Source organism: Vibrio breoganii (assembly GCF_001677275.1).
Taxonomy (GTDB): domain Bacteria; phylum Pseudomonadota; class Gammaproteobacteria; order Enterobacterales; family Vibrionaceae; genus Vibrio; species Vibrio breoganii.
Genome location: NZ_CP016178.1, coordinates 395,577 through 413,497, shown reverse-complemented (window position 1 = coordinate 413,497; position 17,921 = coordinate 395,577). Strand labels below are relative to the sequence as shown.

General features: G+C 44.7%; 17 protein-coding genes. 8 read left to right on the top strand and 9 right to left on the bottom strand.

Translation table 11 applies throughout. From position 1 onward, the window contains the following. Window positions 1-8 precede the first annotated feature (8 nt). The 3 genes from A6E01_RS14905 to A6E01_RS14895 all read right to left on the bottom strand — a co-directional run bounded on the left by A6E01_RS14905 (window position 9) and on the right by A6E01_RS14895 (window position 2,660). On the bottom strand, window positions 9-503 hold the full coding sequence (locus tag A6E01_RS14905; RefSeq protein WP_017027905.1) for a tripartite tricarboxylate transporter TctB family protein: 495 nt from the start codon (window positions 501-503) through the stop codon (window positions 9-11). A 195-nt stretch (window positions 504-698) separates the two neighbouring features. Further along, entirely contained in the window at window positions 699-1,670 is a 972-nt protein-coding gene (locus A6E01_RS14900) for a tripartite tricarboxylate transporter substrate binding protein (RefSeq protein WP_065210575.1), read from the bottom strand. A gap of 411 nt (window positions 1,671-2,081) precedes the next feature. Beyond that, window positions 2,082-2,660: a uracil-DNA glycosylase family protein gene (locus tag A6E01_RS14895; RefSeq protein WP_017027907.1), complete on the bottom strand. Its 579-nt coding sequence runs from the start codon at window positions 2,658-2,660 to the stop codon at window positions 2,082-2,084. Between the two features lie 311 nt (window positions 2,661-2,971). On the opposite strand from A6E01_RS14895, the gene A6E01_RS14890 reads away from it, so the two are divergent. Continuing rightward, window positions 2,972-3,202, top strand: a complete 231-nt coding sequence (locus tag A6E01_RS14890) for a hypothetical protein (protein ID WP_017027908.1) — start codon at window positions 2,972-2,974, stop codon at window positions 3,200-3,202. A 216-nt stretch (window positions 3,203-3,418) separates the two neighbouring features. Continuing rightward, the gene (locus A6E01_RS14885; protein WP_026026124.1) at window positions 3,419-3,790 is read left to right on the top strand and encodes a DUF2237 family protein; all 372 of its coding nucleotides are present in this window, start codon (window positions 3,419-3,421) and stop codon (window positions 3,788-3,790) included. Window positions 3,791-3,940: 150 nt separating this feature from the next. On the opposite strand, the gene A6E01_RS14880 is transcribed toward A6E01_RS14885, so the two are convergent. Continuing rightward, window positions 3,941-4,984 carry a GMP reductase gene (locus tag A6E01_RS14880; protein WP_017027910.1) on the bottom strand — a complete coding sequence of 348 codons (1,044 nt, stop codon included), beginning with the start codon at window positions 4,982-4,984 and terminating at the stop codon, window positions 3,941-3,943. Between the two features lie 674 nt (window positions 4,985-5,658). Here A6E01_RS14880 and ggt point away from each other — a divergent pair. Next, the gene (ggt, locus tag A6E01_RS14875; RefSeq protein WP_065210574.1) at window positions 5,659-7,395 is read left to right on the top strand and encodes a gamma-glutamyltransferase; all 1,737 of its coding nucleotides are present in this window, start codon (window positions 5,659-5,661) and stop codon (window positions 7,393-7,395) included. A 64-nt stretch (window positions 7,396-7,459) separates the two neighbouring features. On the opposite strand, the gene A6E01_RS14870 is transcribed toward ggt, so the two are convergent. Continuing rightward, window positions 7,460-8,941 (bottom strand): bifunctional ADP-dependent NAD(P)H-hydrate dehydratase/NAD(P)H-hydrate epimerase, encoded by a 1,482-nt coding sequence (locus tag A6E01_RS14870; RefSeq protein WP_017027912.1) that lies wholly within the window; start codon window positions 8,939-8,941, stop codon window positions 7,460-7,462. Window positions 8,942-9,136: 195 nt separating this feature from the next. After that, a complete protein-coding gene (locus A6E01_RS14865) occupies window positions 9,137-9,493 on the bottom strand; it encodes a hypothetical protein (protein WP_017027913.1) in 357 nt (118 codons plus the stop codon). A 548-nt stretch (window positions 9,494-10,041) separates the two neighbouring features. Between A6E01_RS14865 and A6E01_RS14860 the strand changes: the two genes are divergently transcribed. The 3 genes from A6E01_RS14860 to A6E01_RS14850 all read left to right on the top strand — a co-directional run bounded on the left by A6E01_RS14860 (window position 10,042) and on the right by A6E01_RS14850 (window position 12,970). Next, on the top strand, window positions 10,042-11,274 hold the full coding sequence (locus tag A6E01_RS14860; protein WP_017027914.1) for an L-lactate MFS transporter: 1,233 nt from the start codon (window positions 10,042-10,044) through the stop codon (window positions 11,272-11,274). Between the two features lie 199 nt (window positions 11,275-11,473). Further along, window positions 11,474-12,502, top strand: coding sequence for an acyltransferase (locus A6E01_RS14855; protein WP_065210573.1), 1,029 nt, complete (start codon window positions 11,474-11,476; stop codon window positions 12,500-12,502). Between the two features lie 231 nt (window positions 12,503-12,733). Beyond that, on the top strand, window positions 12,734-12,970 hold the full coding sequence (locus A6E01_RS14850) for a hypothetical protein (RefSeq protein WP_017027916.1): 237 nt from the start codon (window positions 12,734-12,736) through the stop codon (window positions 12,968-12,970). Between the two features lie 72 nt (window positions 12,971-13,042). On the opposite strand, the gene A6E01_RS14845 is transcribed toward A6E01_RS14850, so the two are convergent. The 3 genes from A6E01_RS14845 to A6E01_RS14835 are packed head-to-tail and all read right to left on the bottom strand — an operon-like array spanning window position 13,043 to window position 14,968. Further along, a complete protein-coding gene (locus A6E01_RS14845; RefSeq protein WP_065210572.1) occupies window positions 13,043-13,594 on the bottom strand; it encodes a DUF805 domain-containing protein in 552 nt (183 codons plus the stop codon). Then, a complete protein-coding gene (locus A6E01_RS14840) occupies window positions 13,595-14,518 on the bottom strand; it encodes a LysR family transcriptional regulator (protein ID WP_017027918.1) in 924 nt (307 codons plus the stop codon). Window positions 14,519-14,521: 3 nt separating this feature from the next. Beyond that, window positions 14,522-14,968 (bottom strand): methyltransferase family protein, encoded by a 447-nt coding sequence (locus tag A6E01_RS14835; RefSeq protein WP_017027919.1) that lies wholly within the window; start codon window positions 14,966-14,968, stop codon window positions 14,522-14,524. Window positions 14,969-15,111: 143 nt separating this feature from the next. Between A6E01_RS14835 and A6E01_RS14830 the strand changes: the two genes are divergently transcribed. Together A6E01_RS14830 and A6E01_RS14825 are read left to right on the top strand one after the other, a co-directional pair. Then, window positions 15,112-15,831 carry an SDR family oxidoreductase gene (locus A6E01_RS14830; RefSeq protein ID WP_017027920.1) on the top strand — a complete coding sequence of 240 codons (720 nt, stop codon included), beginning with the start codon at window positions 15,112-15,114 and terminating at the stop codon, window positions 15,829-15,831. 842 nt (window positions 15,832-16,673) lie between these two features. Further along, the gene (locus tag A6E01_RS14825) at window positions 16,674-17,876 is read left to right on the top strand and encodes an MFS transporter (RefSeq protein ID WP_065210571.1); all 1,203 of its coding nucleotides are present in this window, start codon (window positions 16,674-16,676) and stop codon (window positions 17,874-17,876) included. Window positions 17,877-17,921: the final 45 nt, after the last annotated feature.

The window sequence follows — 17,921 nt, the reverse complement described above, 5'->3', positions numbered from 1 at the left end:
AATTCTCCCTAATTGAACAGTAGAAACAACGTGCCTGGTTCTAGGTAGATATCCAAGACCTGGGTAAGTAGCAGATAAAAAGCAATAACAAATGGAAAAGAGGCGCCTAACAAGATCGACTTTCTTCTCTCTCCTAGCAAATAAAATCCTGCCAACAGAAACAGGCTAGTTGCCAATACGAAGCCCAATACCGTTAGACCTACGCCATAAAGAGCCATCAATACCAAAAACCCAATAAGTAGTTTCCAGTTAAAGTCAGTGATAGCACCACTGTTGTCATCTGTCTTACCCGTCACTAACAGCATCAGAGATAAAGCCACACCTAGCCAGGTTAAGATGGAAGGTAGTGTTCTCGCCGTAAAGGGTTCGTATTCGTCGCCAGGAAAAAGAGGGATTAGGGTGGATTGATATCCATAGCCTAAACAAAATAACAAAAACAGCATTGCGCCAACGCGATCTCGGCACAGAAGCTTTTTCTTAAAAGCGGAAGATAGATGACTCATCTCTCTCTCCAATAAAAAACTGCATATGGGAAGTTCAACAACAGGAAGAACAAGACCGACTCTTAGAAATACTCTAATCATCAATAAACAAAGGAGAATGAAGGGCTAACGTTTCGACGCAACTAAACGAGGAAAAGCCAGCATTCCCATATGCAGAGAATGGGTAATACATAGGCCAGTAAACTGGCCTACTGACTATTTTAGAAAGCCGAGTTCTCTCATAAGAGAGCCCATTTGCTTCTCTTGATCCTCAAGGAAAGAATAAAAGTCTTGGTCTGGCTTGTAGTTATCGATCCAACCATTACGGTCTCGTACTACCTGCCATTGGTCAGTACTGTACATCTCAGCCAGAACCTTATTCCACTCATCAATCTTCGCTTGATCTGTACCTGGAGCGGCAAAGAATCCACGCCAGTTAGCAAACACAGTATCGTTACCATATTCAACTAAAGTTGGAATATCTGGAGCAGCCTCAAGGCGCTTTGGCGCAGTAACGGCAAGTACACGTACTTGACCAGATTTAGACATTTCTAGTACTTCACCAAGGCCAGTAGAGAGCAATTGCGTCTCACCTGACAGTAATGCAGCCATCGCTTTGCCGCCCGCATCATAAGCAATGTATCGGACCGCTTTAGCATCAAACCCTTCACCCTTAAATGCTGCTGCAACCACCAAGTGGTCCATACTGCCTCGAGCTGAGCCTCCCGCTATTTTTACGCTGCGTGGATTCTCTTTAAAATCAGCAACAACATCTTCCCACGTTTGATATTTTGAATCCGTCGAAGTTACGATCGCACCATAATCAGCAATAGTCGCAGCCACCGGAGTAAGGTCACGGAAAGACTGCGGGAAAACTCCAGTGAGTGAGCGAACAACGATGGGAGTCGAGTTAACCATAAGAGTATCTTGCTGACGTTCAGCCGTTTCAATAAGGTGTGCTATAGCTTTACCACCACCTCCACCAGAGAGGTTTTGAAAAGAGACATTTTCAACAAGGTCTTCTTTCACCAGCACATCACCTGTGCCACGCGCGGTCATATCCCAGCCACCACCAGCACCGCCAGGGATCAGAAAGTGGATCTTCTCAACATCTGCAGCCGTTGCAGAAAAAGAAAAAACAGTAGCTAGCAATGCCGATGCTATCGAAGGTTTAAACTTATGTAACATGGTTCACGTTCCTTATGCCCACCAAAGTGGTCTTAGTTTTAATGTATGACGTTTAAGCTAAAAGTCATTCACGATGTAAGGTCAGTGAGAAAGTTAATACAATGTTAACTCTGAGTCTGCATAGCGCTGATAATGTGAATTAGAAACTTAATGGCCATTTTGTTCATAATGTTCACGAGAGAATTAATGGTTTTTTTGACAAAAAAGAGCCGCTAAAAGCGTGGTTTTGAAGTGAGGGTAAGAGCTCGCCATTAGATAACGTCGATGAATAATAATGAGTGTTTCGTGTTCGCAGTTATTAAAAGCCTCTGCGCCTTTCAACTCAATACTCTGCGCGATCCACTTCTGAGTTAGTCGTGAGATGGTTAGAGTTCTTGTGACTCATCTTATGTTTTCTCTAGATTGACATGACTAGCCAAGAATCTCTTTTACCCTTGCTTGAAGTACGGGTACAAATTCTTTTTCAAACCAAGGGTTCTTACTAAGCCAGATATTATTTCTTGGACTGGGATGGGGTAAAGGTGCCATAGCAGGCCAGTAGTTGTGCCACGACGACACAAGCTCGGTTAATGAAAGCTTGGGGTTATCAAAGTGATAGTTCTGAGCATATTTTCCGAGGACTAAAGTCAGCTCAACATTAGGCAATTGTGCGAGCAGTTGCTCACGCCACATTTTTGCACATTCAGGCCTTGGAGGTAAATCACCCGATTTGCCCGTACCTGGAAAACAGAACCCCATGGGCAGTAGCGCGACCGTCTTTTCATCGTAGAAAACTGCCTTTGAAATCCCCATCCACTCTCGCAATCGGTCCCCACTAGGGTCGTTAAATGGAATACCGGTCTCATGCACTCTTTTTCCCGGCGCTTGGCCCGCCACCAATATTCGAGCATCAGGGTGCAATTGCACAACAGGTCTCGGCCCGAGTGGCAAATGTTCGCTACAGAGCGTACAACGCTCTACGTCTGCTAACAGCTTGGTAAATAAACTCATACTGGATTTGGAGTGACGACACTATAAGTGGGTAAAAAGCCATGAATACCATCCTAGTTCAGTTTCACTAATCCATACCAGCAGAATGCACGTGAGACTCTTTAGTCAGGTTGCTAAAGATAAAACCTAACACAGAGATCCTTCTCTCTGTACCAACTGAAACTCGTGATATTAAAAGAGGAAATTACAAATCTTTTTAAATCACACGAAATATTTTCAGCTCAGCTAGGGTCTCTTAAATTGAACGCAATATTTTCAAGTCGACGGGAATGCGATTCAGCTATCAAAAACATAACTGAATAGGTGAAACCATGAAAACTCTAAAAGCTCTATTGCTGACCTCTTTGTTTGTAGCACCCGTGGCCTTTGCGTCGAGTCTACCTGTTAACCCAACCTTTAACTCCCAAACCAACTACGTTTGGGAAGACCCAAGCGAGCGAACCGGTGGCGGAGGCTACACATGGGCCGACCCGAGTGAAAGAACCGGTGGTGGAGGTTACACATGGGAAGACCCAAGCGAAAGAAGAGGTGGTGGACGTTAACTTCACACCAAATTTAACTATGCCATCCCACTGGCAGACAATGATAAAACTCCGCAAACAGAGAGCCTCTGCCATGAGGCTCTTTTTTATAACCTCTTTTATACGCTTGCTTCAGATATTCCCGGCAACTTGAACCCTGACATAACGCCCATCTAACAACTACACTGAGATCGCAGGGTGAGAGTTTTTCATGGGAAACGATGGAGAGAAATGAGCATGGCGCAGAAAAGAAATGTACTCGGCGAACCTCTACAACTTTGCAGTTGCTCACCCAATACCGGCTTTTTTAGAGACGGCTACTGTCATACCCATGGCAGTGATAATGGGCGTCATGTTATATGTGCCAAGATGACAGTGGATTTCCTTGCATTCTCCAAAGCTCGCGGTAATGACCTTACCACTCCCAGTCCTGATTTCGATTTCCCCGGTCTTAGACCCGGCGATCATTGGTGCCTGTGTGCTTTACGCTGGAAAGAAGCATGGCAAGCAGGTTGGGCACCGTTAGTAGTATTGTCCAGCTGCGAAGAGAGCGCCTTAGAGGTTGTGCCCCTTGATGTATTGAAGATGTATTCAACGGAATCCGAATAAATTCTTTAGAGCTTTAGCATAACCATTAATAAACATAGGAAGTCTGTATTGCCATTTTGTCGGTACTTCCAAATTTTGCACAAAAAAAGAGCCTCTAACTAGAGGCTCTTTTTTCATTAATTCAAGCTATCGTTTTGAGCGCTGCTCAGTTTACTCTTTACCGAACACGTTGTTCTCTTGCTCTTGTACACGGATGAACGTGGTACGCTTGGTTAGCTCTTTAAGCTGCGCTGCGCCTACGTAGGTACACGTTGAACGTACGCCACCAAGGATGTCAGAGATGGTGTTGTGAACGCTACCACGGTAAGGCAATAGTACGGTTTTTCCTTCAGCTGCACGGTATTTAGCAACGCCACCAGAGTGCTTCGCCATCGCGCTTTCTGAAGACATGCCGTAGAACTTCATGAATTGCTTGCCGTTTTCTTCAACAACTTCACCGCCAGACTCAGAGTGGCCTGCTAGCATGCCGCCAAGCATAACGAAGTCAGCGCCGCCGCCGAATGCTTTAGAAACGTCACCAGCACATGCACAGCCGCCGTCACCGATAATGCGACCACCAAGGCCGTGTGCTGCGTCAGCACATTCGATGATTGCAGAAAGTTGTGGGTAACCAACGCCTGTCTTAACACGAGTAGTACATACAGAACCAGGGCCGATGCCTACTTTAACGATGTCAGCGCCAGCTAGGATGAGTTCTTCAACCATGTCGCCTGTTACTACGTTGCCTGCAGAGATAACCTTGTCAGGGAATTCAGCACGTACGCGTTGTACATACTCAACAAGGTGCTCAGAATAACCGTTTGCGATATCGATGCAGATGAAGATGAACTCATCGCTAAGTGCCATGATTTGCTTAGTTTTCTCAAACTCAGCATCAGAAGTACCCGTAGAAACAAATACGTTGTTTAGCGTTTTCTTGTCCGCTGTGTTTGCAAACTCTGCCCACTGCTCAACAGTGTAGTGTTTGTGAACAGCAGTCATTACATCATGTTCAGCTAGCGCTGCAGCCATTTCGAAGCTTGCTACAGAGTCCATGTTTGCTGCAATTACAGGAACACCAGACCATTGACGACCACTATGCTTGAATGTAAAATCGCGGGTTAAATTTACTTGAGAACGACTTTTTAGAGTAGAACGCTTAGGGCGGAATAGTACATCTTTAAAGCCTAACTTAAGTTCTTGTTCGATACGCATTGTTGGATTTCCTTGATTCAATAGATGATGTGCCAATTACAATGCAGGTCGTGCTTTGGCAGAAGCGTTGACCATTCTTCGGACACAAAAAAACCGGGGCGTTGGCAGACGCTCCGGTTTTCAGCATTATAGAGCCAGATAAATTTGTCGCAAGACTGATTTTTTGTTTTTTTTTGTGCTACTATCTTGAAACTTGCAAATCTGCGCCTCGCAAATTCTAGTTTGATTATATAAATCAACAACTTAAAAACCCTTTATGCTCGTCACCCTAAGTTGAACACCTCTAATACCGTCTATATTTGGTGATCCAGTTCACTATCTGTGTATAAATCCCTGTATTTCCCGCTCATTGACTCACTATTTTTACAGCATTTTTTTGCGAAAATTTCGTTTTTGGCGTGAATAAATCAAAAATATGGTCACTTTGTTTCGGTCAGGGCTCTATAGCCGTTCGTAGCCAATATCCGTATCGAACCAGCTACGCATTGAATTACTCTAATACATATCACCAAGAACCATGGATAGTATTCAAAATTATTCACTCTGCTTATATCATTGAAAAATAAAGAAAAAACATAACGATCTCACACTGTTTTCACATAACTAATCAGGCAGAATGCTATACCTCGGTCTACTATTAGCAGTGCTAAATATTCTTAGTTATAGAGGTCTTAATGCAGCGTCGAATTTTTCTCCTTCTTTCTACCCTCTCCACTACAGCCTTAGCTATCCCTTATCCTTTACCCACAGCGCCCGATGCCACTGGTGACCAATTTATGGTCAGCGCCACTAATCAGTATGTCACTAGCACAGGTTATTCAATCTTAAAGCAAGGTGGTAACGCCATTGATGCCATGGTCGCGATGCAAATGGTTATGTCCGTTGTTGAGCCTGATATGACCGGGATTGGTGGTGGTACATTTGCTTTGTATTACGACAAGGCAACGGACTCTTTTATCGCTTATGACGGACGCGATACCGCTCCATCAAGTGCGACTCCTGATATGTTTCTGAACGAAGGTGGCAAAGCGATTTCGAGAGATGACATATTAGGCCCTCGCTCGGTCGCGATCCCTGGAACCTTAAAACTGCTCTACTCCACGCACCAGAAGCACGGCAAATTAGAGTGGGCGGAGTTACTCGAACCCGCTATCGACTATGCCGAGAATGGCTATGCCATGAACAGCTATACCTACGACATTCTGGTTCGAGAACAGTCTCGTCTGGAAAGTGACCCTGAAATCAATGCTCTGTATTGGGATGGTGATGACATCAAGCCAACCGGCACTTTGATGACTAACCCGGAATTGGCCAACACCCTAAAGCTTATTGCTAAGCACGGTGATAGCTATATGTATAGCGGCCCTCTGGGTGAGCACATTGTTGAGACGGTCAATGCGCAGCTTGATGACGAGCAGCATAAGCTGAGCATGAAGGACTTTAATAACTACCAAATGGTAGAGCGGGATATTGTTCAATCCACTTATCGTGGTCACGATATCGTCTCTTTTGGCTATCCAGCTTCTGGGGGAGTGTTAGTCGCGCAAACGCTTGAGATGCTAGAGCCTTATAAGATCAACGAAATGCATCACACCGAAGCCGAACCATGGAGACTAATGACCGAGGCGATGAGGTTAGCTAAGGAAGACCGCATTGCCTATGCAGGAGACCCTAGCTATGTGGATGCTCCCGTGGAGAAGCTTCTTGATCAAAACTATCTTGCGCAGCGCGGCAAGTTGATTCCTAAACAAGGCTCTATGAGGCAAAGCGACGTAAAGCCGGGAAATATCAGTCAAAAGAATCTCGCTAATGTTGATGGATTTGAAGGCCAAGATACAGGGCATATCTCCATTGTCGATGCTGAGGGCAATGCCATAGCAATGACCAGTACTGTGGGCACCGGCATGGGCTCAGGGGTTATGGTAGATGGCGTCTTGCTTAATGCTCAGATGGCGAATTTTTCTCCAGAGCCTGAAATCGATGGAAAAGCTGTGCAAAATTCGATTATGGCTGGAAAACGTCCCCGCTCTGCCATAACACCATTAATGGTGATGGAACCAAGTGGCAGTCTTAAACTGGTTGTGGGCAGCCCAGGAAGCTCGCAAATCCCAGGATATGTTCTTAAAACGGTCGTAGGAGTGATCGATTGGGATCTCTCGGCGCAAGCAGCCATCGATCTGCCCAACATACAGTACGGAACCAAGATCGACCGTACCAAGTCTTATAACCCAACGGGGCTTTTGGTAGAAAAGCGTACCTACGCTGAAATACTGGTTCCTGAATTTACTGAGATGGGTTATCAGGTGCATGTCATCCCTGTCGTCAGCGGCTTGAATGCGATTGAAGTTAAAAATGGTCAGCTTTATGGAGCAACCGATCGTCGACGCGCCTCTACGTCTCTAGGTGACTAACCCAAGGCTATGAGTCCACTGTTCTTATTAAGCGATAGCCTTATTAAGGCAGTGGACTTTCTATTTAGCATTGATTGATAAGAGAGCGAATTTCAGGTAACAAATCGGTAGCCAGCATGCCAATTTTCCCTGACTGCGTAGCAATATTATCCGCTGCAGTAGAATGTAGCCAGGCTCCTAGACATGCCGCATCTATTGGCTTTAAGCCCTGAGAAAGCAATCCAGCAATAACCCCGGTTAACACATCGCCCATTCCCCCGCTTGCCATGCCAGAATTTCCCGCTGTGATCACATTGGTCATTTGTCCATCGCATATCAAGGTACCTGCTCCCTTAAGCAGCACGACACACTGATATTTTGACTGGATCTTCTCAACTGCAGCATAGCGATCTTGCTCTATATCCTGAGCAGAACACTCTAGTAACCTTGCCGCTTCCCCTGGATGAGGAGTTAGTATGGTTTGGCTTAAATCATAAGATGAAGCACTCTGAGCAAGAAGGTTCAGCCCATCGGCATCAATGACCTTAGGTTTTAACTGCGCTATGCCTTGTTCAAATAACCTCTTAGACCAATCATCTGTGCCTAAGCCTGGTCCTAAGGCAATAACGGTGGCAGAGTTCATCGCATCTACCAGCATTTCTTCATCGCTCGCTTTATCTATAGCAATGGCCATTACCTCAGGCTGGCGGGTAAGCACTGGAGTAATGGTATCTTGATGAGTCATCACGCTAATTAATCCAGCCCCCACCCGACAACTTGCCTGAGCGGCCATAATAATGGCGCCACTGGTTCCTTGATGGCCGCCCACTAATAACGTGCGACCACACTGCCCCTTGTGAGAAGTGTGTTTCCTTTTAGGTAATCGCTTATGGGCTTGCTCTTTATCAAAGATGCAGGCTAGCTCGGTTTCTAAGCTTGAGAACTCAGACCCAACACCAAGGTCGCCTAGGTAAAGCTCGCCAACGGTATCTCTGGACTGCCCTGTCACTAGCCCTCTTTTATTCCCTATAAAAGTCACTGTAGTAGTCGCCTTGACTGCAACACCTAAGATCTTGCCCGTGTCAGCATGCAGGCCCGAAGGAATATCAAGACTGAGAATTGGACGTTTGGATTGGTTAAGGCTGTTAATCACCTTAGCAAGATTGTCTCGAACATTACCGGTTAACCCCGTACCTAGCAGGCCATCAACAATAAGGTCATAGTGCTCTAACTCATCGATGTTGCTAGATATTACTTTGCTATGACTTAGCCACCGCTGTTTTGCTTGCGCTGAATCTGCGGTGTTGGATTCACAGTAGGAGGGCTGAAACACGTCTACTTCATAGCCAAGCTCTAGCGCTAATCGAGCCACCACAAAGCCGTCACCACCGTTGTTCCCTGAACCACAACAAACCAAGACTCTTCCGGCGTTAGGTAGCATGGACTGCAAGCGTTCAAACGCGGCGTGCCCAGCCCTTTCCATTAGTTGATAAAGAGTAATTCCGGCGAGATCTGCTGCTTGAGGTTCACTTTGTTTAATTTGCTGCGGAGAATACAGGCGGTGCATGATCGATACCTCACCATCTATTGCTTAAGCGTATGTACTACCAATCGTACTAAATAACTGATCATCCTAGCTAGTAAAGTACTTAGTGTTATTGATATAAGAATAGTGAAGTTTTGAGGCTAAAAGTGAACAGGCACAAAAAAACCGCTGTGCTTTCGCGACAGCGGTTTTCGTAATGATTCCAAACACTAAGGTTTACGCTTGATTTAAGCCTAGCTTGCGATTTGTGCTTTTATCTTTGAAGTAGAAGTACACGTAAGTCGTCGCGATCGCAAAGAATAGGTACGAAAGAGAGAAGATCAACGGTGAAGTAATCAATCCGGCGTTAACACCCACAATGGTCGAAACAACAGTAATAGTCAGTTTGCAAAGCATGCCTGTTAGTAGAAGGAACACTGCAAGTTGTGGCCAACGAGATGAACGGAAAGCCAACCAGAAGCAAACACCCACAGCAAGCGATGCTGTACTCAGTCCGTAAAGGAAAGAAGTTAGGTGCTCAGCTGATGCTGCGCCCGCGGAAACAGAGATAAGTAGAAGTAAAAATATTTTCATGTGTAACCTCACTAAAGCTTAGTAAAGCATCCTTTCAAATTTGGAATCTTAGATTTCACTGTATTTTGACTGAAAAACACTCGTTTGCAAGCTGTTTTTTTGAGCTATTTTTCGCCTAAATCATTGAAATACACATCAATTTTACATCTACGCAACAATTTAACATTGTTTTAAATCAAATAAGCACCATATAACCGTTTTACGATGATATTAACGATCTAGATGTTTAAATTGTTAAAAAAATGCTAAAGCGAAATTTTCTTTCATAGACGCCGAATACATCACATTCCGTTGGGTAAACAGTCTATAGGCAGTGTTTTATCCTGCGAAAATCACCGCAAATTTTGGGAACCATCTCTCAATTTGTACCAATGGTAAAAAAGCGCAAAATTATTTTCCATTTTTCGCAAAAAGAGATTCAAATCACAAAAAACTTGTGTACAATTCGCGCATCTCGCTCTTAGAAATTTTGAGAAACCTAAAAAGTTTTTTAATGTTTCAGACAATTAACACAATCAACCTAGCCATCACGGCACCGAGAACAAACGATGAAAAAGATTGATAAAGCGATGCGCATCCTGATTGCAGGATTCTGTATCAACCTTTGCTTAGGCATTCTTTACGCATGGAGTGTATTCAACAAAGCTCTAGTTACTGATTTAGGCTGGAATGCAGCAGATGCATCTCAACCATACGCTATCGCAACGGTTACTTTCTCTATCGCTCTTCTTGTTGCTGGTATCCTTCAGGACCGTATGGGTCCACGTAACATCCTTATCTTGGGTGCAACGATGACTGGCCTAGGTATGATTGCTTCAAGCTTTGCAACTACTCCTGCAATGCTAAGCATGACCTTTGGTGTTGTAGCTGGTGCTGGCATTGGTTTCGGTTACGCATGTCTTTCTCCTGCTGCGATGAAATGGTTCCACGCATCTAAGAAAGGTCTAGTAAACGGTTTGATTGCTGCAGGCTTCGGTTTAGCCGCGGTTTACCTTGCTCCGCTGACTTCTACGCTTATCACTAACTACGGTATCGACCAAAGCTTCCTTATCCTAGGTGTTGGTGTACTTGTTATTGCTGTGCCTCTAGCGGCAACAATCAACAACCCACCAGCAGATTACGTACCAGAAGCGCCTAAGGTAAAAGCAGGTCAAGCACCAGTTGCTGTTAAGAAGAGCAACGACATCTCTTGGAAAGTAATGCTGAAAACACCTCAGTTCTACTCTCTATGGATCATGTACGCATTTGCTTCTGCAACGGGCCTTATGATCATTGGTAACATCACGACTATTGCAAGTGTTCAAGCGAACCTACCAAACGCGGTATACCTAGCATCTATCCTTGCAGTGTTTAACTCAGGCGGTCGTATCGGCGCTGGTATCCTATCTGACAAGATTGGTGGCCTACGCACATTGTTCATCGCATTTGCTCTGCAAGGCGTTAACATGGTTCTATTCGCTACCTTCAAATCAGAAGCAACGCTGATCCTTGGTACTGCGATTGCAGCGGTAGGTTACGGTACGCTACTGGCGGTATTCCCATCTATCACTGCTGAATTCTACGGTCTTAAGAACTACGGTACTAACTACGGCGTGCTTTACACTGCATGGGGTATCGGTGGTGCTATCGGCGCGGCAGTTGTTGGTTTCTCAATGACTCACGGTGAAGGCTATACTCTAGCGTACACAATCTCTGCTGTAATGATGGGTGTGTGTGTTGCACTATCTCTAGTGACTCGCCCTATCAGCGAAGAGAAATCTGCACAGCTTGCTGCTGCTTAATTTTCTCAAATGGTTTAATACCAATTGAATTAGATAACAGGCTCGCTTCGGCGGGCCTGTTTTGTTTTTGTTACAACTCTTCGTTTAAAAAGCCGAGATTTGAGACAAGGCTAGTAATTCTGATTAACGCCTCATTATTCAGATAGACGAACTCTAGCGTCTGTTATACAAAGCAGTGTCACTTCCTGAGATATTGTTTATGTCCACTACTAACCAACGCATTCCAAGTTTAGAGCTCGGTCGCATCATCGCTATACTGGCTGTTATCACCATACATAGCCAACTCTTCGTTGCTTATCCCTTATACAAAGAGACGCCTTGGCTTGGAGATTTTATTAATCAAGCTAGCCGCTTTGCTGTACCTTACTTTTTTCTTTTAACGGGTTATTTGCTTCAGCCTAAGCTCAGTCGAGATCCTATTGGTACGGCTCTTTCTTACATTAAACCGCTCACGATAATTTGGTTGGTTTGGAGTGTCATTTATCTACTGATGCCCTTTAACTTAATGACGGCAATGACAGAAGGTTACGTAGCTGAACGCTCTATGTACTGGGATTACTTAGCGCTAACCCCGTTCAACTCTCTTCTTGAAGGAGGCTTAGTTCATCTGTGGTACCTACCCGCTCTCGTCATTGGTGTTGGTCTAGTCTCCATTTTAATTAAAGCCAATCTTCAAAGATTTCTTCTTCCATTAAGCATTATATTATTTATATACGGCGTATTGGCGGGTAGTTATTTTAATGCGACAGATATTCCGTCTCTTTTTTATACAAGAAATGGGCCTTTCTTCAGCTTAATAATGATCGTTTTAGGATTTGAAATTCGCAGATTAAATATTTCGGTTAGCTCAGTAAAAGCACTAATTATATTAACAATAGGGATGTTGATTCACTTTGCTGAGGCTTATTATCTTCTCAGTTGGGATGTTGATTTTCGTATCCATGATTATTTATTTGGTACCCCTATTTGGGCTTTAGGGTTTTTCTTTTTCTTGTTGGCCAATCCTAGTTTAGGAGAGAGTAAGTGGGTGCAACCAGTTGCTAACCTCACTCTAGGCATTTATGTTTCCCATCTGCTATTTGTTATCTATCTATCTAATTTAGCTGGGTTTTTAGGTTTTGAACTATGGAAGAAAGACCTACTGGTATGGTTTGGCACAATTGTTATATCGACTCTATTTACTTACCTGATGATGAAGACACCGTTAAGAAGAGTATTATTTAGATAGGGATCACATTCTAATAGCAGTGTATGGCTCATTTCGTTCTATTTTAGACGAAATGAGCACCTCATTTAATTTGATTTGCCTCGCAAATATTTGTCACTTCTTTTGCTATTCTTTGATCGTATTCACACATACACTCCAGAAATATTAGTATGTGACCTATCTCTATTTAAATATGAAAAATATAAGCGATAGTTATCAATATGGATAGTTGTGATTCTTCAAGGAGTGAAGATGGAAGTGGTAATTTATAACTGCAATAAGGGCAGTGAAGTGGAAAGGTTCAAGTTATCCCCCTACAAGATGGATACCTTCCTTGAGGAGATGCATTGCGAGGGTCAATGCAATACCTGCAATAATGGTGTACTGGTTGAGCTTTACGAGGCAGGTCGACTGACAATGTCTAAAAGAACCAACCTAACGCCGCAACTTGAAAGGCTATTAAAGTCGAATAAATCTCTACTTGCCTAGGCTGATAGAAGTTGCCACTACAAATGGATGCTGAAATTATATTATGAACGGGCTTTCGCCCCTTTTTAGATCTTATATATTCTTTGATTGTGGGTTAAACAGTAGATACAGCCATAATACGGTGCTTGCCACCCCCATCAAGAAGGTATCTATTAGCATAGTGACCACCAAAGCAACGGCGTAATACCACCCCTTATGACCACAGTTTTTCCATCGCGCTACCGATAAGCCAATGGAGAACCAAAATAGCGCGATTAGGATCGGGAACAGTAAAAATAGTGCACCGCCGCCATCTGAATTACTCGCCTGCTGGGTGAGCATAAACATACTCAAAGCCGCAACTATAAAGCTTGAGAACGAATACCCCAGATAAGGAAGACGTCGTAATCGGTTGGTTTTGAAGAGAAACACATTCTTGATGCTAACGTCATGCTCACTATGCGTAGATTGGTTCTCTGCACGATAGATAGCAACAGCTCGATCCTCAGAAACAGCCTGTATGATACGACTAAAAATCTTAAAGCCTTGTTCGTTTAGGCTTTTTATTTCTTCTGAGGCGTTGGCATTGCCAAGATTCACGGCTAACACCACATTCTTTTTATACAAAATCTGATAGCTATTCACTTATTTTCCTTTTCGAGCATCGCGTTCGGTTCTTAGTGATTCAAATTGTTGGTAGATAAATTCAATCAGCCTAACCAAACGTGCGGGTCTGAATCTGTCTTTATGGTAAATCATTGAAAAGTCTACACTAGGTATATGCCAATCGGAAAATACTTGTTGCAATCTTTTGTCCTCGACCTCCTTTTGGCAATACAGTAGAGGCACACGAATAACACCATTGCCTAGCAAAGCCCCGTTCACCAAAGCGCGACCATTTTTACACTGTAAATTACCGCTAATATTCACTTCAAAAGTTTCACTGCTTCCGTCACGAACGAAACTCCAACGATTCACAGACCCAGTTAAGCAACGATGCTTTTCTAGTTGTTTAGGGTGAGAAATAACGTCATGTTGCTGAAGGTATTGGGGACTGGCTAAGGTGACCATATCAATATCCAGTAGCTTACGAGCGACAAAGCTAGCATCTTGCAACGTTCCCATACGAAAGGCGATATCAAAGTCGTCTTGTATCAAGTCAACCCTATGACTACTAAAGTCCAGACTCACGTGTACATCTGGATACAGAGACATAAATTCGTTGATCATAGGCACTAGGATATCTTCACCCAATACCCCGCCTACGCAGTTGATGGCAATGTGTCCCCTCACCTCTTCAACATCATCTATTGCCGACAATAGCGCTTGGTCGATGTGACCTAGAGCGAGCTGGCACTGCTCAAACAGCTTTTGACCTGCTTGAGTAAGCTTGAGAGTGCGAGTGGTTCTTACTAGCAAGGTCACCCCTAGATCAGACTCTAGCTGAGTCATCTGGCGTGATATGTGAGAGCGAGACACCTTTAACGCCTCTGCTGCTCGAGTGAAATTGCCAAGCTGTGCGATTAATACAAAAGAGCGGATCTCTGACAGGTTTACCTTATTCAACATAGGCTACAGCCACCTTCTTACCTTGTGGCAATACTCTTCATACTGCTTGCCAAATTTAGCCTTCAAGACCTTCTCTTCCGGTTTGATCTGGAACCAAGTTATGTACAGCACAAACACGCCACAAAACGCCAACGCGGCTACAGATAGCAACAGGCAGGACCAAGCCACTAGGAACAATGCGAGAGATACATACATGGGGTTTCGGCTAAATCTAAATATGCCATGAGACACCAATTGACTGGTTTGAGAGGGATCCAATGGATTGATGGTGGTCTTGGCCTGCTTAAAGGAAACAATGGAAACCACAGCCAGCCATACTCCAGTAGCAAAGATGACGACGGCTATTAGCCATACCAGTGGTTCCGATGAAAATGTGAAACCATCTAGGTAGCCTCCTAACCCACCGCACGCCAGCATCACTAACGGTGGTGGTATTTTGTTATTCAACATTTTTGCCTCAAAGATTTACACGATTATTGTTGCAGTATAGCAACAGTGTTTCACCTAAAGGGATATATATCAACAAAAGATTCTTCACTAAAATGGCCTCCATCGACACAAAGGGTGTTGCAAACCATATTCGGAGAAGAATGATGAAAAAACTTATTGTTGTTACTGGCGCAAGTTCAGGTATCGGTGAAGCGATTGCACGTCGTTTAAGTGATGAAGGGCATCCTCTTCTTCTTCTTGCACGTCGCGTAGAAAGACTTGAAGCCCTGAAACTTCCAAACACACTATGTGAAAAAGTGGATGTAACCGACCAAGGTTCATTTGAAACGGCTATCGCCAAAGCTGAAGCACAATTTGGCCCTGTAGATGGTTTAGTCAACAACGCTGGTACTATGCTTCTTGGTCAAATCGACACTCAAGATGCACAAGAGTGGAAGCGTATGTTCGATGTGAACGTATTGGGTCTACTGAACGGCATGCAATCTGTGCTAGCACCCATGAAGTCTCGCAACAGCGGCACCATCATTAACATCAGCTCAATTGCAGGAAAGAAAACATTCCCGAACCACGCAGCGTACTGCGGCACTAAGTTTGCGGTACACGCTATCTCTGAGAATGTTCGTGAAGAAGTCGCGGCTGATAACGTTCGCGTTACCACTATCGCCCCTGGCGCTGTAGAAACCGAGCTTCTATCGCACACCTCTTCTCAAGAGATCAAAGATGGCTACGACTCATGGAAAGAAGACATGGGTGGCGTTCTAGCCGCTGATGACGTAGCTCGCGCTGTGCTGTTTGCATTCCAACAGCCTCAGAATGTTTGTATTCGCGAGATTTCGCTAGCGCCGACTAAGCAGCAGCCGTAGAAATTATAGCTGCGAGTTACTAGCTTCAAGCTTCAAGCTGCAAGCCGTCAGCTGTCAGCTGTCAGAGGGGGCTTGTTGGCAATCTCACCGCTTGTGCGTCCTAAGATCCCAGCTAAAATCATGCTGGGATGACGACCCTCTTGTAGCTGGCAGCTCGAAGCTAGCAGCTTTAAGATCGTCATTGCCGAGGTCTCTTATCGGCAATCTCACCACTTGTGCATCCTAAGATCCCAGCTAACAACATGCTGGGATGACGACCCTCTTGTAGCTGGCAGCTCGAAGCTAGCAGCTTTAAGAGCGTCATTGCCGATGTCTTTTATCGGCAGTCTCACCACTTGTGCACCCCAAGATCCCAGCTAACAACATGCTGGGATGACAGCCTTCTTGTAGCTGGCAGCTTGAAGCTAGCAGCTTTCAGATCGTCATTACCGAGGTCTCTTATCGGCAATCTCACCGCTAGTGCATCCTAAGATCCCAGCTAACAACATGCTGGGATGACAGCCTTCTTGTAGCTGGCAGCTTGAAGCTAGCAGCTAGCAGCTTTAAGATCGTCATTGCCGAGGTCTCTTATCGGTAATCTCAACGCTTGTGCATCCTAAGATCCCAGCTAACAACATGCTGGGATGACGGTATAACAACCTCTTGTAGCTGGCAGCTTGAAGCTAGCAGCTCTAGAACCATTCTGAAAGCTGAAAGCTTGCGGCTGACAGCTTTCCCTTCTTCATTTTTCCAAAAACAACAAAAGTCATTTGTTAAAGACACTATTTTTCACAAACCGGTTTTGCTGAATAATCCACTGCATCGAATGATACACACCGTATCAGCATAGAGAGAGAAAGATTATGCCTTTAGCATTACTAGCGTTGACGCTAAGTGCGTTCGCAATCGGAACAACAGAATTTGTAATTGTGGGTTTGATTCCTACTATGGCTGCTGACCTTAATGTGTCAGTTCCTTCCGCTGGACTTCTTGTTAGCCTTTACGCTCTTGGCGTGGCGATTGGTGCTCCAGTGCTTACTGCCCTTACTGGTAAGTGGAACCGTAAAAAAGTACTACTTGCAGTAATGAGCCTTTTTGTCGCAGGCAACCTTTTGGCATGGCAGGCGCCGAGCTATAACACCTTAATACTTGCGCGCATCTTAACCGGTCTTGCTCATGGCGTGTTCTTCTCTATTGGGTCGACTATCGCAACGGGGTTAGTCTCTAAAGAGAAAGCCGCAAGTGCTATCGCGATTATGTTTACTGGCTTAACAGTGGCCCTAGTAACAGGCGTGCCTCTAGGAACCTATATTGGCCAAACATTTGGTTGGCAGGCAACGTTTTTGATTGTGGCACTCTTAGGTCTTATTGCGTTAATTGGTAGTGCGCTACTTGTACCGAACAACCTAAAACAGCCACCAGCGGCAAAACTGTCTGCGCAGTTAAAGGTATTAACTCAGCCTCGTCTACTGCTTGTGTATGCAATAACAGCACTGGGTTACGGCGGTACGTTTACAGCGTTTACCTTCCTAGCGCCTATCTTGCAAGACGTGTCAGGCTTTAACCCAAGTGCCATCGGCATTATCATGTTGGTGTACGGCGTATCAGTGGCGATTGGTAACATCTGGGGCGGTAAAATGGCCGACAAGATGGGTCCAATAAAAGCACTAACAGTGATCTTTTCTGGCTTGGTGGCTGTACTGTTCGTATTTAACTTTACGGCTTACAACTCAATTGCAGCAGTAGCGACTATCTTGGTGTGGGGTGCATTTGCTTTTGGTAACGTACCTGGCCTGCAAGTTTACGTAGTGAGCCTTGCTGAGAAGCACACACCTGAAGCCGTTGATGTAGCGTCAGGACTTAATATTGCAGCGTTTAACGTTGGTATCGCGTTAGGTTCTTGGGGTGGCGGTATGATTGTTGCTCACGAAAGCCTTGGTTTGATGCATACTCCATGGATTGGCGGTGTCGTCGTGATTGTGGCACTGCTTCTCACTCGCTTTAGCGGCGCATTAGATAAGCGCGCCCAGCAGCAGGATTGCCCAGCGCAAGTAGAAGCGGCTTAGTCAGAACTCGATTAACAACTCCCATTGAACTTAAAGGTCTGCACT

Coding starts and splice junctions, on each gene's coding strand:
- A6E01_RS14900 (WP_065210575.1), bottom strand. CDS start 1,670: ATGTTACATAAGTTTAAACCTTCGATAGCATCGGCATTGCTAGCTACT.
- A6E01_RS14850 (WP_017027916.1), top strand. CDS start 12,734: ATGGAAGTGGTAATTTATAACTGCAATAAGGGCAGTGAAGTGGAAAGG.
- A6E01_RS14865 (WP_017027913.1), bottom strand. CDS start 9,493: ATGAAAATATTTTTACTTCTACTTATCTCTGTTTCCGCGGGCGCAGCA.
- A6E01_RS14870 (WP_017027912.1), bottom strand. CDS start 8,941: ATGCACCGCCTGTATTCTCCGCAGCAAATTAAACAAAGTGAACCTCAA.
- A6E01_RS14840 (WP_017027918.1), bottom strand. CDS start 14,518: ATGTTGAATAAGGTAAACCTGTCAGAGATCCGCTCTTTTGTATTAATC.
- A6E01_RS14905 (WP_017027905.1), bottom strand. CDS start 503: ATGAGTCATCTATCTTCCGCTTTTAAGAAAAAGCTTCTGTGCCGAGAT.
- A6E01_RS14835 (WP_017027919.1), bottom strand. CDS start 14,968: ATGTTGAATAACAAAATACCACCACCGTTAGTGATGCTGGCGTGCGGT.
- A6E01_RS14895 (WP_017027907.1), bottom strand. CDS start 2,660: ATGAGTTTATTTACCAAGCTGTTAGCAGACGTAGAGCGTTGTACGCTC.
- A6E01_RS14830 (WP_017027920.1), top strand. CDS start 15,112: ATGAAAAAACTTATTGTTGTTACTGGCGCAAGTTCAGGTATCGGTGAA.
- A6E01_RS14880 (WP_017027910.1), bottom strand. CDS start 4,984: ATGCGTATCGAACAAGAACTTAAGTTAGGCTTTAAAGATGTACTATTC.
- A6E01_RS14855 (WP_065210573.1), top strand. CDS start 11,474: ATGTCCACTACTAACCAACGCATTCCAAGTTTAGAGCTCGGTCGCATC.
- A6E01_RS14885 (WP_026026124.1), top strand. CDS start 3,419: ATGGCGCAGAAAAGAAATGTACTCGGCGAACCTCTACAACTTTGCAGT.
- A6E01_RS14825 (WP_065210571.1), top strand. CDS start 16,674: ATGCCTTTAGCATTACTAGCGTTGACGCTAAGTGCGTTCGCAATCGGA.
- A6E01_RS14890 (WP_017027908.1), top strand. CDS start 2,972: ATGAAAACTCTAAAAGCTCTATTGCTGACCTCTTTGTTTGTAGCACCC.
- A6E01_RS14860 (WP_017027914.1), top strand. CDS start 10,042: ATGAAAAAGATTGATAAAGCGATGCGCATCCTGATTGCAGGATTCTGT.
- ggt (WP_065210574.1), top strand. CDS start 5,659: ATGCAGCGTCGAATTTTTCTCCTTCTTTCTACCCTCTCCACTACAGCC.